The 15,838-nt window shown below is 44.9% G+C and carries 14 protein-coding genes; 4 read left to right on the top strand and 10 right to left on the bottom strand.

Going from position 1 to position 15,838, the window contains the following annotated elements:
* Positions 1 to 32: 32 nt before the first annotated feature.
* The 8 genes from KI659_RS02730 to KI659_RS02695 form a co-directional block, all read right to left on the bottom strand.
* Positions 33 to 599, bottom strand: coding sequence for a porin family protein (locus KI659_RS02730; protein WP_213943795.1), 567 nt, complete (start codon positions 597 to 599; stop codon positions 33 to 35).
* A 60-nt stretch (positions 600 to 659) separates the two neighbouring features.
* On the bottom strand, positions 660 to 1,265 hold the full coding sequence (locus KI659_RS02725) for a porin family protein (protein ID WP_213943794.1): 606 nt from the start codon (positions 1,263 to 1,265) through the stop codon (positions 660 to 662).
* A 137-nt stretch (positions 1,266 to 1,402) separates the two neighbouring features.
* On the bottom strand, positions 1,403 to 2,473 hold the full coding sequence (locus KI659_RS02720; RefSeq protein WP_213943793.1) for an alanine racemase: 1,071 nt from the start codon (positions 2,471 to 2,473) through the stop codon (positions 1,403 to 1,405).
* Positions 2,473 to 2,916 carry a GNAT family N-acetyltransferase gene (locus KI659_RS02715; RefSeq protein WP_213943792.1) on the bottom strand — a complete coding sequence of 148 codons (444 nt, stop codon included), beginning with the start codon at positions 2,914 to 2,916 and terminating at the stop codon, positions 2,473 to 2,475. The genes KI659_RS02720 and KI659_RS02715 overlap by 1 nt, the downstream gene beginning before the upstream one ends.
* A gap of 5 nt (positions 2,917 to 2,921) precedes the next feature.
* A complete protein-coding gene (locus KI659_RS02710; RefSeq protein ID WP_213943791.1) occupies positions 2,922 to 4,361 on the bottom strand; it encodes a sodium:solute symporter family protein in 1,440 nt (479 codons plus the stop codon).
* A 207-nt stretch (positions 4,362 to 4,568) separates the two neighbouring features.
* Positions 4,569 to 5,318 (bottom strand): succinate dehydrogenase/fumarate reductase iron-sulfur subunit, encoded by a 750-nt coding sequence (locus KI659_RS02705; protein ID WP_213943790.1) that lies wholly within the window; start codon positions 5,316 to 5,318, stop codon positions 4,569 to 4,571.
* A 27-nt stretch (positions 5,319 to 5,345) separates the two neighbouring features.
* Positions 5,346 to 7,280, bottom strand: coding sequence for a fumarate reductase/succinate dehydrogenase flavoprotein subunit (locus KI659_RS02700; protein WP_213943789.1), 1,935 nt, complete (start codon positions 7,278 to 7,280; stop codon positions 5,346 to 5,348).
* A gap of 12 nt (positions 7,281 to 7,292) precedes the next feature.
* On the bottom strand, positions 7,293 to 7,976 hold the full coding sequence (locus KI659_RS02695; RefSeq protein WP_213943788.1) for a succinate dehydrogenase cytochrome b subunit: 684 nt from the start codon (positions 7,974 to 7,976) through the stop codon (positions 7,293 to 7,295).
* 259 nt (positions 7,977 to 8,235) lie between these two features.
* On the opposite strand from KI659_RS02695, the gene KI659_RS02690 reads away from it, so the two are divergent.
* The 3 genes from KI659_RS02690 (at position 8,236) to KI659_RS02680 (ending at position 12,396) form a co-directional block, all read left to right on the top strand.
* Positions 8,236 to 11,025 carry a T9SS type B sorting domain-containing protein gene (locus tag KI659_RS02690; RefSeq protein ID WP_213943787.1) on the top strand — a complete coding sequence of 930 codons (2,790 nt, stop codon included), beginning with the start codon at positions 8,236 to 8,238 and terminating at the stop codon, positions 11,023 to 11,025.
* A gap of 129 nt (positions 11,026 to 11,154) precedes the next feature.
* Entirely contained in the window at positions 11,155 to 12,030 is an 876-nt protein-coding gene (gene fabD / locus KI659_RS02685) for an ACP S-malonyltransferase (protein WP_213943786.1), read from the top strand.
* Positions 12,031 to 12,123: 93 nt separating this feature from the next.
* Positions 12,124 to 12,396, top strand: a complete 273-nt coding sequence (locus tag KI659_RS02680) for a DUF4242 domain-containing protein (RefSeq protein WP_213943785.1) — start codon at positions 12,124 to 12,126, stop codon at positions 12,394 to 12,396.
* A 31-nt stretch (positions 12,397 to 12,427) separates the two neighbouring features.
* On the opposite strand, the gene folK is transcribed toward KI659_RS02680, so the two are convergent.
* Entirely contained in the window at positions 12,428 to 12,910 is a 483-nt protein-coding gene (gene folK / locus KI659_RS02675) for a 2-amino-4-hydroxy-6-hydroxymethyldihydropteridine diphosphokinase (RefSeq protein WP_213943784.1), read from the bottom strand.
* A gap of 83 nt (positions 12,911 to 12,993) precedes the next feature.
* Here folK and sppA point away from each other — a divergent pair, with 83 nt between their 5' ends.
* Positions 12,994 to 14,760, top strand: a complete 1,767-nt coding sequence (sppA, locus tag KI659_RS02670) for a signal peptide peptidase SppA (RefSeq protein WP_213943783.1) — start codon at positions 12,994 to 12,996, stop codon at positions 14,758 to 14,760.
* Between the two features lie 100 nt (positions 14,761 to 14,860).
* On the opposite strand, the gene KI659_RS02665 is transcribed toward sppA, so the two are convergent.
* A complete protein-coding gene (locus KI659_RS02665; protein ID WP_213944188.1) occupies positions 14,861 to 15,751 on the bottom strand; it encodes a flavin reductase family protein in 891 nt (296 codons plus the stop codon).
* Positions 15,752 to 15,838 lie beyond the last annotated feature (87 nt).

Raw genomic sequence — 15,838 nt, 5'->3', positions numbered from 1 at the left:
ATTTACCTTTTACATCTCACTTCTCACCTTTACTAAAAATTCTTTCCTAGAGATATCTTGACTACGTTATGTCGGGTATCCATTCCATCATATTCTATGCTGGACAACCCAAAATCATAACTTCCCTGTAGGTTAAACCCAAGTGGAAGGCTCAAGCCTATACCCACAACTCCGCTGAGATCATAATCTCTTAGATTGTCTGTTGTGGTAAAGCTGGTTGAACCATTATAATTGCGGCCTACAAGATAAGACGCTTGTGGTCCGGCAAATATATTTACCAAGGGAAACACGGTGATTCTAAGCAAAACAGGCACATCGATATAATGAAGCCTATCTGTTGCAGCTCCCATAGGAGAGGATTCACCTGCACGGAAACCCTTTTGGCTATATTGCACGCCTGGCTCTACACTGATAAGCCCTAGGGCGTTCATCCTAAAATATGTTCCCGCATGAAATCCTGTGTAAGTCCCAGCTTCAATACCGGAAATGGTCGGGTAATTTAAACCTCCCCTCACACCCACTTGTAAAAACTGGGCTTCGGCGTTTTGGAAGCTGATGGCGGAAAACACCATCATAAAGGCAAATAGTAACTTTTTCATAGACTTAAAATTAAAAGCAAGCCCCTAAAAGGAGCTTGCAGTATGGTAAGTTGGTTTATGTTAGAAACTATAACCTAGTGAAACTTTAAAGCCTCTGTTATAAATTTCGGCATTACTGTCCTGGAACACAGGGGTAAGACCAAGGTCATAACTTCCCTGAAGGTTCAGTCCCATTGGCAAGTTATACCCTAGACCAAAAACCAGTCCAGCATCTAAAGAATTTACATTGTTGGTGTCCCACACGAAGGTATTTCCAAACAAATCTCCTTCAAACCTCGATCTTAGCAAGATAGAACCCTGCGGACCGGCGAAGAAATTCAAGCCATCAGTGGCATAAAATCTCAACAGAATAGGCACATCGATGTAATCCAAGACAGCTCTGCTGTTTGCAAACCCGTCATTTTGGGTTCCTTTTACTGAGTAATAGGCACCTGGCTCAATGGAGAATCGGTCGGTTACAAACATGTTACCATATAGACCGGCGTGAAACCCTGTTCTATTGGTGTAGCCATTGTTTGATGCATCACTTCCACCCCAATTGAAAAAGTTAGCACCGCCTCTTATACCTACAGTCGCTACTTGGTCAGCTGCTGGGGTTCTCATTTGGGCATTTGCAGAAAACGACAGCGAAACCGCCGCCAAGACACCTAAAATTAGCTTTTTCATAATTTCAAATAGTTGGTTTAGACCCCAACTATTACGAAATCTGTGCCAATAGCCCAAAAATGGCAATAGCCACCATAAAGAGCCTTGCTGAAAAAGGACTTATGGTGGCTATTGAAAACGAGCATAAATGAAGGTAATTATTTGACCCTCTTTTCTATATAATAAGAATTCAGAATGGCCAAGGCACCCATATATTTAAGATTAAATTTGATCAGGTCTCCGACTTTGTAATTCTTGGGATTTTCTCCCAGATCCAGGATCAGCATATCAGAACTGGCCCCAAGGATTTCAAATTCACCATCTTCCGCAAGAAGGTATTTGGGATCCACATCCAGCAGTCCTATATCCAGGATAGCCCTAAAACTGGATTTTCCATATAGGCTTTCATCTATATCCAACACATCCCCTTGCGGATTGGCGGCGAGTACACCTGTAGGCAGCAAGGGCTTTTCCTGCATTTCGATGATTTCAGTATAAAGCTCAAATACATCCCCGTACATTCCATCAATTACCTTTTCCTCAAAAAGATCAACCCCAAAATAGAGTGTCTCTCCCACTCTGAAGTGGTTTACCCCTTGGGGAAGCTGATGCCTTAGCATCAAAGGAATGGTAACAGAGGTGCCAGCGGAAACCCATGGAATGTCTTTATTGAATTTGAGTTCAATAATCTGCTTATAAAGACAAAGCTGAATAAGCTTATCCGTGGAAGGCATCACGCCATTCAGGCAGTTAAGATTGGTACCGAGGCCAATCACTTCAATATTGGGCAATTCGAAGATTTGGGCGTAAAAATCAATCAGGTAATCCCCCATCACCCCCTCACGGAGGTCACCGGTTTCTACCATGATAATGATTTTATGTTTTTTGTTTTGGCGTACAGCCTCCTCGCTGATCCATTTTATGGTAGAGAGTTCACTGTTCAGGCTGACATCGGCATACTTGACCATATCGGCCATGTTCCGCTTAGAAGCGGGTTTGATGTAGACCGTCTGCACATCGGGGTTGAGTTCCTTGACTTTGGCCAGATTGCTGATCCTGGAGTCATGGATCTCATCCACTCCTAGGTTGATGAGTTCCTTAAGATAAAGTTCATTGCCGCAAAGCAGCTTGGATACTACTCCCCAAGCAACCCCGCTATCATTGAATTTCTCTTTTAGGAAATCGAAATTGGTTTTTAATTTATCTCTGTAAAGGTTTAAGAATGCCATTACTTTTTAAGTCTCATTTCTAAATACTTGTTGGTAAAGCCCAGGCTCTCATATAACTTTTTAGCGGGATTATCTGGTTCCACATGCAGGGCTATGTCTCCGTTGGCAGATTCAATGGCCTGAGCCATGAGCTTTTTTCCCACTCCTTTACCTCTTTGGGAGCCGTCTACAGCAATATACACCAATATATATTCCGGGATGTAGCCTGACATGCCTGTTTCGTTGAGCACAACGGCCCCCACTATTTTTTGGTCCTCCCTGGCAGTTACCACAAATCCTCCTCCCCGGTTCAGTTCCGCGTTTAGGGCATAATCCAGACACTTCATGATGTCTTCTTTTGGATCACCATATTGGTCCAAATGAGTGAAGAGAAAGCTTGCAATCTCATCTTTCAGTTCGAAATTTGCTTGGTCTGATGGTGTAATGGTATTAAGTTGTAGCATATAGGTTATTTTTTGATAATATAATTTCGTTTTTCTTTAGTTTTCAACTTATTTACTAGCAAAAATAGCGCTAGAGACATAGTGACCCCAAATAAATTGGGATCAAGGCCAAATGGCAGCGGCCAATCGCCCAATGAAAGCACAAGAGTGGTCAATCCACCCCCTACCATGGCCGACATTGCCGCCTGTGGGTTGGTATTGCCCCAAAATATGGCCGCCAATAGTGGAACCAAAAGGCCTGAGACCATAAAAGCATAAGAATAGATCATCAATTCCAGCACATTGGTCATCTGCAGGGCGATCATCAAGGCCACCGCTCCTATTATTAATGTAAATAACTGGCTGAGACGCATGTTTTTCTTATCCGATTGGCGGTCAAAGAATTTCTTGAACAAATCTGTGGTAAGGTTACCCGAAGCCGCCATCAGGCAGGAATCAGCCGTGGATAGCACTGCCGAGAAGTAGGCTGACATCATCAAGCCCATGATACCCGCCGGCAGTACCGTGCTCAACAGAATCGGGAGACCCATTTCTGGATCCATCTCTCCGCCCACAGCCTCTATCAAACCTTGCTCAAAGGCAACCCGTGACAGCAACCCCAAAGCCACCCCCATAAAGGCCATAATGGGCCACTCAAAGAACCCAGCAATGAACCAGGCCTTTTTGGCGGAAGCGACATCCCTGCTAGCGAAAATCCGTTGATACAGCGTCATTCCCACAAACCAGATCGGCATGATGGTCACTCCCCAGTTTACAAAATCCTGCCAGCGCAGGTTGGTAAGGCTGAAAAACTCATCAGGAAGTGTTTCCCTGATGGACTCCCATCCTCCCACATGATAATAACTGATGGGCAAGCCGATGAAAATGAAGCCCAAAAGCAAAATTATCCACTGGATGGTATCGGTATAAATCACCGCTTTCAACCCACCCAAAACGGTGTAAACCACGGCAATAATCCCCATGATCACCAAGGCTGTATGGAGGCTCAGTCCATCAAAGGTTCCCGAGGCAAGTTTTGCACCGGCAAGAAGCTGGCTGGAAGTAAAACCGAGATAGCCGATGAAGCATATCAAGGCCGCCACGATAGCCACCTGGTTGTTGTAAAGATGTTTGAAAATCTGGGGAAAGGTATAGAAGCTGGCAAAAGCAGGATTGGATTTGACTTTGGGGATTAGGTAAACAGCTGCCAGCCAGGCCCCAAGGAGGCCTGTAAACAACATCCAGCTTCCCGAAATACCCATCAGAAATCCTAATCCTCCCAAGCCGACGGAGAATCCGCCGCCCACATCGGTGGCCACCACCGAAAGGCCGATATGCCAAGGACCGATAGAGCGGCCGCCTACGTAGTAGTCATCCTGCCCTGTATTGCTCCGCATAAAATAATACCCGACCCCGAGCATTACGATCATATAAACAAAAAATATAATTAGGTCTATCAAAGCCATTATTTAGGTCCATCTTGGACTGTTTGGTTAAACAAACCATGCAATTTATTGGAATAAAGGGGAATTCCTAATTACCGTGGAAAAAGGGGGTGATATGGTGCTATTTTAAGGATGAATGAAAAAAAATTAGGAACTAAGAATTGAAATGAAAAATTGATTTCCATCCCTAATTCCTAATTCCTAATTATTAATTTTTAATTAATACTATCAGGTATTTTCGCTGCTCACTACGGCAGAGAAGTATTCGCGGTTCATTCTTGCGATGTTGGTCAATGATATGCCTTTAGGGCATTCGGCAGAACATGCCCCGGTGTTGGTACAAGCACCAAAGCCTTCAGCATCCATCTGGGCAACCATTTTCTCCGCTCTTTCTTTTCTCTCTACCTGTCCCTGTGGCAATAAGGCCAATTGGGAGATCTTGGCAGACACAAAAAGCATGGCAGAGGCATTTTTACAAGCTGCCACACAAGCTCCACAACCAATACAGGTCGCCGCATCAAATGCCTCATCGGCAATCAACTTAGGAATTGGAATCTCGTTGGCATCAGGCACCCCTCCAGTGTTTACACTTACATAACCACCCGCCTGCTGGATTCTGTCAAATGCAGAACGGTCGGTGATCAAGTCTTTCATCACGGGGAAGCCGGCTGCTCTCCAAGGCTCGATGGTGATGGTATCTCCATCTGCAAATGATCTCATGTGCAACTGACAAGTGGTCGTCTGCTGAGGTCCGTGAGGGTGGCCGTTGATGTAAAGTGAACACATCCCGCAGATACCTTCCCTACAGTCATGGTCAAAATGCACTGGGTCCTCCCCTTTTTCGGAAAGCTGCTCATTCAAAACGTCCAGCATCTCCAAGAACGACATATCCGTAGAAATGCCGCTTACTTTATAGTCTACAAAACCACCTTTGTCTTTGTGGTTTTTCTGTCTCCAGATTTTTAAGGTTAAATTCATCACAATTTCTCTTTTTTCGATGATTGATTACTTGTAACTTCTTTGCGTCAACTTCACTTCTTCAAACTTCAACTCTTCTTTATGAAGTTCTTCTTCCACACCCTCTCCAACGAATTTCCAGGCTCCTACATAAGCAAAGTTTTCGTCATCACGAAGTGCTTCACCGTCTTCGGTCTGGTATTCTTCACGGAAGTGACCGCCACAAGATTCATTTCTATGGAGTGCATCGTCCACCATCAATTCACCCAACTCAATGAAATCAGCCACTCTGTGGGCTTTTTCCAATGACTGGTTAAGTTCGTCGTTGGTACCTATTACTTTAACATCTTTCCAAAATTCAGCTTTCAATTCCTTGATCATGCCTTTAGCTTTCTGCAGACCTTCAGCCGTCCTGGCCATTCCGCAGTATTCCCACATGATCTTACCCAACCTCTTGTGGAAGTGGTCAATGGTTTTGGAACCGTTGATGGAAAGAAGTTTCTGGATTTTGTCTTTGATTTCCTTTTCAGCCTTTTGGAACTCAGGATGATCAGTAGATACCTTGTCGTAAGGCATTCCCGCTAGGTAGTCTCCGATAGTATAAGGAATAACAAAATAACCATCCGCAAGACCTTGCATCAAGGCAGAAGCACCAAGTCTGTTGGCACCGTGGTCAGAGAAGTTGGCTTCTCCCAAGGCATAAAGACCAGGCACGTTGGTCATCAGGTTGTAATCCACCCAAAGGCCACCCATAGTGTAGTGAACCGCTGGATAGATCATCATAGGCTGCTTGTAAGGGTTGTCGCCGGTGATCTGCTGATACATGTCAAACAGGTTACCGTATTTGCTTCTTACCAAGTCTTCCCCGTCACGCTGGATGGCATCACGGAAATCCAAGAATACCGCCTCCCCTGTTTCATTCACGCCTCTTCCTTCATCACACACATATTTTGCATTTCGGGAAGCCACATCTCTAGGGACAAGGTTACCGAAAGAAGGGTATCTTCTTTCCAAATAGTAATCTCTGTCCTCATCCTTAATATCGCTTGGCTTGATTTCTTTTTTGCGTAGCTTTTGCGCCAACTCAACGGTCTTTGGAACCCATACCCTACCATCATTTCTCAATGACTCTGACATCAAGGTCAACTTGGACTGGTGGTCACCCGAAACCGGGATACAAGTAGGGTGAATCTGGGTGTAGCAAGGGTTAGCGAACAAAGCGCCTTTTTTGTGTGCTCTCCAAGCAGCAGTCACGTTAGAGCCCATTGCATTGGTAGATAGGAAGAATACGTTACCATAACCACCTGTACAAAGCAATACGGCGTGAGCACTATGTTTTTCAATGGCACCCGTGATCAGGTTTCTGGTGATGATACCTCTGGTTTTTCCTTCGACGTTGACAATGTCCATCATCTCGGTACGAGGATAAAGTTTCACCTTACCATTGGCTACCTGGCGGCTAAGGGCAGAATAGGCCCCCAATAGCAACTGCTGTCCAGTTTGGCCTCTGGCATAAAATGTCCTGGACACCTGAGCCCCACCAAATGAACGGTTGGCCAAAAGCCCTCCATATTCTCTGGCAAAAGGAACACCCTGGGCCACACATTGGTCAATGATATTTACGGATACTTCGGCAAGTCTGTACACATTGCCTTCTCTGGCTCTATAATCGCCACCTTTTACGGTGTCATAAAACAATCTATAAATGGAGTCCCCATCATTTTGGTAATTTTTGGCAGCATTGATACCACCTTGAGCCGCAATGGAGTGCGCTCTACGAGGGCTGTCCTGAAAACAAAAAGCTTTTACGTTGTAGCCAAGTTCAGCTAGGGATGCTGCCGCAGAAGCACCTGCCAAGCCCGTACCTACCACGATGACATCATACTTCCTCTTATTGGCCGGATTGACCAGCTTCATGTTAAATTTATGCTTGGTCCACTTTTCAGCTATAGGACCTGCAGGTATTTTAGAATCGAGTATCATATCTACTTATTGTTAATTCAAGGTGAAGTATATATAAAGTGGCATGCTGGCGAAAAGTGCAGGTACCACGATTGCAAACGCTCTGCCGACAAACTGGATGGCTGGCGTATATTTCTTATGGTTTAGGCCAAGGGTTTGGAAGGCACTCTCAAAACCATGATACAGGTGAAAGCCCAACAGGATCATGGAGATCACATAAAGCGCTACCAACCATTCTTGCTGGAAAGCAAAAACCACAATTTCAAAAAGATCTTTGTAAGTACCGCTGTCATAGGTCACTTTTGGCATATCGCCCCAGTGCATCTGATACCAGAAGCCCTGTAAGTGGACCACCAAGAAAATCAGGATAAATGTACCCAGGATGCCCATGTTTCTGGAGTTCCAGCTGCTTTCCTTTGGCGGGTTGACTTGATTATATCCAATCGGTCTTGCCTTCTTGTTCATTGAAGTCAATATAATGGAATATATCACGTGTAGGATTACCGAAAGATAGGTGGTGATGGACAGGATCTGTACAAACTGGTTGGTGGTCATGAAATCGGCATATTCATTGAATGCCTGACCGCCGTCATCTTTGAACAAAAGCAAGTTACCAGTCACGTGCCCAATCAGAAATATTATCAGGAATAAACCTGTAAGGGCCATGATCAATTTGCGGCCCAGCGAACTGTTGAAGGTCTTCGTTACCCAACTCATAAACTCGTGTTTTAGTATAGATTGTTTTTAAATTTTAAACTTGACCGCCAAATTTACATTTGGAAAACTTATCAAACAATCTATCCCTACCCTTTAATCTTATTTTAAAACGTTCTAAATAACCCTTTTCTGGCGATGTTTTCCCTGCAATTGGTGATCAATTCTACAACCAAGCGGTTAATTTTTTGGTTTTCGTTTCATTAATAATTGTACTTGCTTAACTTTAATCCGTATACTAACAGTAGTTAAGTCACCTTTTATGAAATTCAGATCTTTATTTTTCCTTACGCTGTGTTTTCTATTTGCTATTCAGTACCAGGCATCCGCTACCCATATAAGGGCCGGGGAAATCATTGCAGAGAGGATTTCTACCCAATCACTGACCTATAGAATCACCGTAGTAGGCTACACCGACACCGGTTCCCAGGTCCGTTTTGGTCCGGGAAATATTAATTTTGGAGATGGCACCACGGTCCAGCTTAACACTGAAAGCGACATCTCTTTTTCCGAGCCTTTAGGAAACCAGATTGAAAAGAACACCTTTGTGGTCACTCATACCTACCAGGGTCCCGGCAACTACACCATCCGTTTTATGGAGTTTAACCGTAATGACGGGACACTCAATATGGACAATTCGGTGGACACGCCTTTTTATGTAGAGACCTTCATCCGAATAGACCCGTTTTTTGGAGTCAACAATTCTCCCATCTTAACCATTCCCCCAGTAGACAATGGCGCCGTAAACGTGCGGTACATTCACAACCCAGGAGCTTATGATCCTGACGGGGACAGTTTGGCCTATAATTTTGACGAAAGGGTAATTGTACCCAACCAGGAATTTCAAAGACCGGTAAACAACTACAGAAGCCCTGGTTCAAGTGAATTCAGTTTCCAGCGGGAGGATGGATCTGCCAATCCGTTTATTTCGATGGACCCCCTCACGGGTGATCTGATTTGGGATGCCCCTGGGATAGCGGGGCAATATAATATAGCTTTCAGAATAGAGGAATGGCGTAGAATCAATGGGGAGTATGAAATGATCGGCTATGTGGTGCGTGATATGCAGATTATTATTGAACACACGGACAACCGAAGGCCTGAACTCATCCTTCCCCCCGACCTCTGCGTGGAAGCGGGTACTAGGATAGAGGAAATCATACAGGGAAGTGATCCCGATGGTGATGACATTAGAATTGAGGTTTTTGGCGACCCTATTGAAATATCCAGTTCACCTGCTACTTATAGTCCGGTTGCCGTATTCCAGTCTTCCCCAGGTGTGATCAATTTCGACTGGCAGACCGTGTGTAATCACGTAAGGGAAAGAACCTATCAAGTACGAATACGAATAACAGACCGGCCGGAGTCGGGGCCGGCGCTAGTGGATATTCGAACATGGAACATTACCGTCATCGGGCCACCTCCAGTCATAGAGGAGGTCGAACAGCAACCTGGCAGGAGTGCCCAGATAAGTTGGGACCCTTACTCATGTAGCGGCTCCGCCGAGGAAATGCAAGTCTGGCGGAGGTTAAATAGCGACCCATACGAACCTGATGAATGTGAAACCGGCATTAGAGACGGTTGGGAACTGATCGGCACCACCGATATGGAGACCTTCAGTTTTCTAGATGATAATGAGCGCCAAGGCCTTAGCCCAGGCAACACGTATTGCTACAGACTGGTTTCTACTTTTCCGCAGCCAAGAAGTGGAGAAAGTATAGTATCTGAGGAATTTTGTATCACCCTGGACGTGGATGTGCCTGTGATCACCAATGTGGACATAGACCAAACGGACACAGAGAACGGTGAAATAATTGTGCGTTGGACACCTCCATACGATATTGATACCGAAGAATTCCCTGGCCCATATACTTATGAGTTGATCCGAGCGCAAAGCTTTACGGGTAATGACAACGAAGCAAGTGTAATTACCACTTCGGATACCTTGTTTACCGACACCGGCTTAAATACCGTCGGTCAGATTTACAATTACAGGGTTATCCTGCTAAATGATGGAGAGAGAATAGACACCTCAAGCAGGGCCTCATCCGTTAGGCTTGAGCCAACTATTTTGAATGAAGCCATTGAGCTGAATTGGGAATTCCAGGTACCTTGGAACAACTCCATGAGCCAATATCCGCATAGGGTTTACCGTAACCGAACCGACCCGGACTCTTCTGATGAGGAGACCTTTACCCTGATCGGGGAAGTAAATGTAACTTCCGAAGGTTTTACCTTCTTTGATGACGGAAGCCACAATGGGGTACCTTTGAACAAGAATATTGAATACTGCTATTATGTAGAAACACTGGGAGCGTATAACCTCGAAATCCTGGAATACCCATTGGTCAACCGCTCGCAAGTGGTGTGCGTGAGACCAGATGATGACAGGCTCCCCTGCCCTCCCGTATTGACTTATGAGGGACCTGAGTGTACTTCATTCTTGGCGGACAAGCCTTGTAATTTCAGCAATTTCTACCATGACCTAAGCTGGGAACCGGATGTAAGTGGGGACTGTGACGATGAATTGAGTCAGTATAGACTGTTCTTTTCCGAGACAGGTCAGGAAAACACATTTGAGCAAATAGGCACATTCAGTGCCAGCACACTAAGAACCCGAATTGAGGGTCTGAGTAGCTTGAAAGGTTGCTATTACCTTGTGGCCGTGGACAGGTCTGGAAATGTCAGTGACCCGAGTGAGATTGTTTGTATTGACAATTGTCCAAATTATGAGCTTCCAAACGTGTTTACGCCTAATTCCGACGGGGTGAATGACACCTTCAGGGCCTTTGATAATCCTTTTGAAAAATGCCCCCGCTTTGTAGAGGCGGTGGAAATCAAAATCTACAACCGCTGGGGAGTCCAGGTTTTTGAATACAACTCAAGAACCAGCGCAGAGGGCAGTATCTACATCAACTGGGACGGGCACGACCAAAACGGCAAAGAACTGCCTGCAGGAACTTATTTTTATTCCGGCACCGTCCAGTTTGACACCCTTGATGAAGGAATCAGAGAACAGAAGCTGAAAGGAAATATCCAGATTATAAGGTAAAAGACCGGAAACTGAAGACGGGAGCCCGAAGAAGGAATAAATTCGGTCTTCCGTCTTCGGTCTTCTTTCATTTAATCCATCCTTATTATATTTGCACCCAATCGAGCATTTAAACCAAACCACCTATTTATGAAAGCATATATTTTCCCTGGACAAGGGGCACAGTTTGTAGGGATGGGAAAAGACCTTTATGAATCCAACCCGGAGGCAAAAAGGATTTTTGACCATGCCAATGAAATTCTTGGCTTCAATATCACCGACATCATGTTCAATGGCACTGAAGAGGACCTTAAGCAAACCAAGGTAACCCAGCCGGCCATATTTATACATTCCGTAATTTTGGCGGAGACCTCTCCAAACTTCAACCCAGACATGGTTGCAGGTCACTCATTGGGTGAGTTTTCAGCTTTGGTTGCCAATGGTGTGTTATCATTTGATGATGCTTTGAAGTTAGTTTACCAAAGGGCTTTGGCCATGCAGGAGGCTTGCGAGATCAATCCAAGCACAATGGCGGCAATCTTGGGGCTTGAAGATTCCAAAGTGGAAGAAATTTGTGCCAGCATTAAAGATGAAGTGGTAGTGGCAGCCAATTACAACTGCCCAGGCCAATTGGTAATTTCTGGAAGTAATAAAGGCATTGAAATAGCCTGCGAGAAAATGAAGGAAGCCGGCGCAAAAAGAGCCCTCCCACTTCCAGTGGGCGGTGCTTTCCACTCTCCGCTAATGGAGCCTGCCAGAGAGAAACTGCAGAAAGCCATTGAGGCCACTACTTTCAATCGGCCTAAATGCCCCATCTACCAAAACGTAAGTACCACTGCGGTAACCGATGTGGATAGAATCAAAGAAAACCTCATCGCCCAGCTAACGGCTCCCGTAAAGTGGACGCAGTCTGTCCAAAATATGGTGGCTGACGGGGCCACGGAGTTTATCGAAAGCGGACCAGGAAAAGTCCTTCAGGGTTTGGTGAAGAAAATCCACCGTGAGGCAGAAGTTTCTAGCATTTAAAGTAACTTTAAGCCACCTTCGGGTGGCTTTTTTTAGGCCTGTTTTTTTCGTAAATTAAGGTTCTGTTTTAATGGCATTTTGCCAAAACAAGCCATGCCTAAATACCTAATTGAACGGGAAGTTCCAGGCGCAGGCAAGCTGTCTGCCGAGGAACTAAAGGCCATTTCACAGACCTCCTGTGGAGTGTTGGAAAAATTGGGTCCAGCTGTACAATGGATCCACAGCTATGTAGCTGGAGACAAAATTTACTGCGTGTACATTTCGCCCAATGAGGAGCTTCTTCGTGAGCATGCCAAGCTGGGAGGTTTTCCGGCCAATGTCATCACCGAGGTGAAATCAATCATTGATCCAGTCACTGCAGAATGATCAAAAAAAGACCGATGGGGATCGGTCTTTTTTATTGGTCCAATTGGCTCACCTCACTTCTATCCAAACATTCCTCCAGCAACTTACGGGTACTTTTCCCAAAAACAGGATGGACAAAGTCCGGCAAAATCTCTACTAAAGGAATAAGCACAAATCGTCGATCCTGCATCAAAGGATGAGGGATGGTAAGGTTTTCTGATTGGATCACCAGATCTTCATAATAGATCAAATCAATATCCATGGTACGATCTCCCCACTTTTGCTCCCTCACCCTGTCAAGCTTTTGCTCAATTCCCAAAATCACTTCCAACACTTCCTGTGCGGGCATATCTGTATCCACCACCATGGCCTGATTTAGATAGGCTTGCTGGGAGTCTGTTCCCCACGGGGCTGTCTCATACACGGCGGAAAGCTTTTTGATGGAGAAAACTTTTTGCATTTCGGAGTTGGCTCGGGACAAATATTTCAACCTATCCCCTATATTTCCCCCGAGCAATAAAACTACTTGACTCATACTGGTGTTTATAGTGTGATTTATAGCAGGAATTCACAAAAAAAGAATTAATTTCGACTATTCTATTAATAATCAGTTCTCTTATGCGATTTTTAAGTAATGTCTTGGCTACCATTGTAGGATTGCTCCTATTCACGGTTATCGCCTTCTTTATCTTCATAGGCTTCATCGGCATTGTGGCTTCCTCCGAAGATAAAGTAAACATCAAAGACAACACCCTTCTCCACATCAACCTTGAAAACAAGCTTCTAGTGGAAAGGGCGCTGGAAGACCCATTGGCGATTCCTTCCATCGGGCCTTTCTCTTCAGTACCCTCAGTAGGATTAAACGAACTTAAGACGGCTATCAGAACGGCCAAAGATAACGAAAATATCAAAGGCATCTACCTTCAGACGGGCGTAATGCTCGGAGGAGGACCAGCCTTACTGTTGGAATTACGCGATGAATTGGAGGCCTTTAAGGAATCTGGAAAGTTTATCGTTTCGTATGGCGAATTATTTACCGAAGGAGGTTACTTTCTTTCTTCGGTAGCTGATGAGGTTTACCTCAATCCCATGGGAGCCTTGGAATTTAACGGACTTTCCTCCACCTCTATATTTTTCACCAACCTTTTCAAAAAGCTTGAGGTGGAGCCTGTAATTTTCAGAGTAGGTGAATTCAAAAGTGCAGTAGAGCCTTTCATGCTGGAGAAAATGAGTGAGGAGAATAGGCTTCAGACGGCTGTATTTTTAAACGACCTCAATGATTTTGCCCTTCAGAAAATATCAGCAAACAGAAACATTGAATTAGCCAGGCTGAAAGAGATCAATGATCAGATGCTTGTCCGCAAAAACCAAGACGCCTTGGATCTTAAGCTTGTGGATGGGCTTTGGTACAGCGATCAAGTCGGTGACTTGTTAAGGGAAAAGCTTGGAATGAAGGAAGACGAAGACATCCGCACGGTGAATGTCACCAACATAAATAAAACGGCGGAAACTAAAAACAGGTCTTCCAAAAACCGAATTGCCGTGATCGTGGCTGAAGGTGAAATTGTATCTGGTGATAGTGAAGGGGCTATTGGCAGCCGCAAATTTGCAAATGAACTGAGAAAAGCCAGAAAAGACAAGGACATCAAAGCCATTGTTTTGAGAGTCAATAGTCCTGGAGGCTCTGTATTGGCTTCTGAGGTGATCTGGAGGGAGATGGCCGAGGCCAAAAAAGAAAAGCCTGTAATTGCTTCCATGTCGGAGCTTGCCGCATCTGGAGGATATTATATTTCCGCTCCTGCCGACACCATCGTAGCCCAGCCCAACACCATCACGGGTTCGATCGGGATTTTTGGTTTGTGGTTTAACATGCAAGGCTTATTAAACAACAAATTGGGCATCACCACCGATGAGGTGGGCACTGGTGAATACTCTGACTTCATGAACCCAACACGCTCAATCAGCCCAGCTGAAAAGCAAATTGTGCAAAACCAAGTAGAAGACGGCTATGACACCTTTCTCCAAAGAGTGGCTGACGGCAGAAATATGACTAAAGAACAGGTAATGGAAGTTGCCTCAGGTCGGGTTTGGAGTGGACTGCAGGCTAAGGAAAACGGCTTGGTGGACATCCTCGGAGGATTGGATGATGCGGTGAGAATCGCTGCTGAAAAAGCTGGGGTAGCGGATGATTATAGAGTGCTATATTACCCAGAGCAAAAAACATTTATCGAAAGGTTTTTGAGTGAGTTTTCCAGGGACGTACAGAGCAGATACATGAAGTTCAAACTGGGAAGCGATCAATATTTTCTTTATCAACAGCTAGAGCGAATCAAGAAGTACGATGGACTGATGGTAAGATTGCCTTTTGATATTGAGATTAGGTAGAAGAATGAAGACCGAAGACGGAAGACCGGAGACTGAAGACCGAAGACGGGAGATAAAAAAATGGCTACTTCAAGATTGAGGTAGCCATTTTTTTGTCCTTTTAATGCTGTAATAGAACCTTCCAGGCTCCTTCCACATCTCCTTGCAGGATGTATTCTTGGGCGAGTTGATGGAGGTGGAATCGATAGCTTTCTTGGTCGTTTTGGAAGCGGGTGCGGATTTCCTGGATTTCAGGCTTGTGGGCATAGGCATCCACTTCTTCATCACTTGGTAGCTTTTCGACATTTCCAAGGCGCCCCAAGTTATTCCCTGTTAAGACCACACTGTCTCGGATCTCCTGCGGGATTTGGTCCACTCCTATACCTTTTGTGCGGAGCGGTTTTGGAATCTCAAAAAGCGATTCTCCGCTTGCCCGGCAATACCAATTTCCCCCCATTCTGGCCACGGGATCCAACTTGAAGGGGTCAATTTTCCCATTGGCATCCAAAATATTTTCATCTATATGGGCAAGCAGGATCTCACAGATCACCAGATTTGCAGCGCCTCCACCCTCGCCTACGGGCAAGACCTGCAGAACCTTACATTCAAATGCGACAGGTGCCTCCCCTACTCTTGGGGGTTTGACCATTTCTGATTTCACTTCGGTAAAACCAGCCTTCGTAAACTCATTAACACCTTTATCGTACTCAGTAGAAGCCAAAGACATCTGCTCCACCATTTTGTAATTTACAATATTGATCACCACCTCGGCTACCTCATGCACATTCTCCAAGGTGTGCTTGGTAGTATTATCTCGCACTCTTCTGGCAGGGCTAAACACCAGAACAGGGGGATTTGAACCAAAAACATTGAAAAAACTGAATGGACTAAGGTTAACATTGCCCTCTTTGTCCACCGTGCTTGCAAAAGCAATGGGCCTTGGAGCAATTGCACCTAGCATATAACTGTGAAACTCACCTGTTGATACGTTTTTTGGATCTATAATCTTCATCATATTGGATATCAATTTCAAATTACTACTCAAATATAGGGTTTTCTGTTTATCATTTTTAACTTTGAAAAATCCTACCTAGCCACC

This window comes from Litoribacter ruber, assembly GCF_018449405.1.
GTDB classification, from domain to species: Bacteria; Bacteroidota; Bacteroidia; order Cytophagales; family Cyclobacteriaceae; genus Litoribacter; species Litoribacter ruber.
The sequence above is the reverse complement of the archived record's forward strand: the minus strand, read 5'-3'. Positions and strand labels throughout refer to the sequence as shown.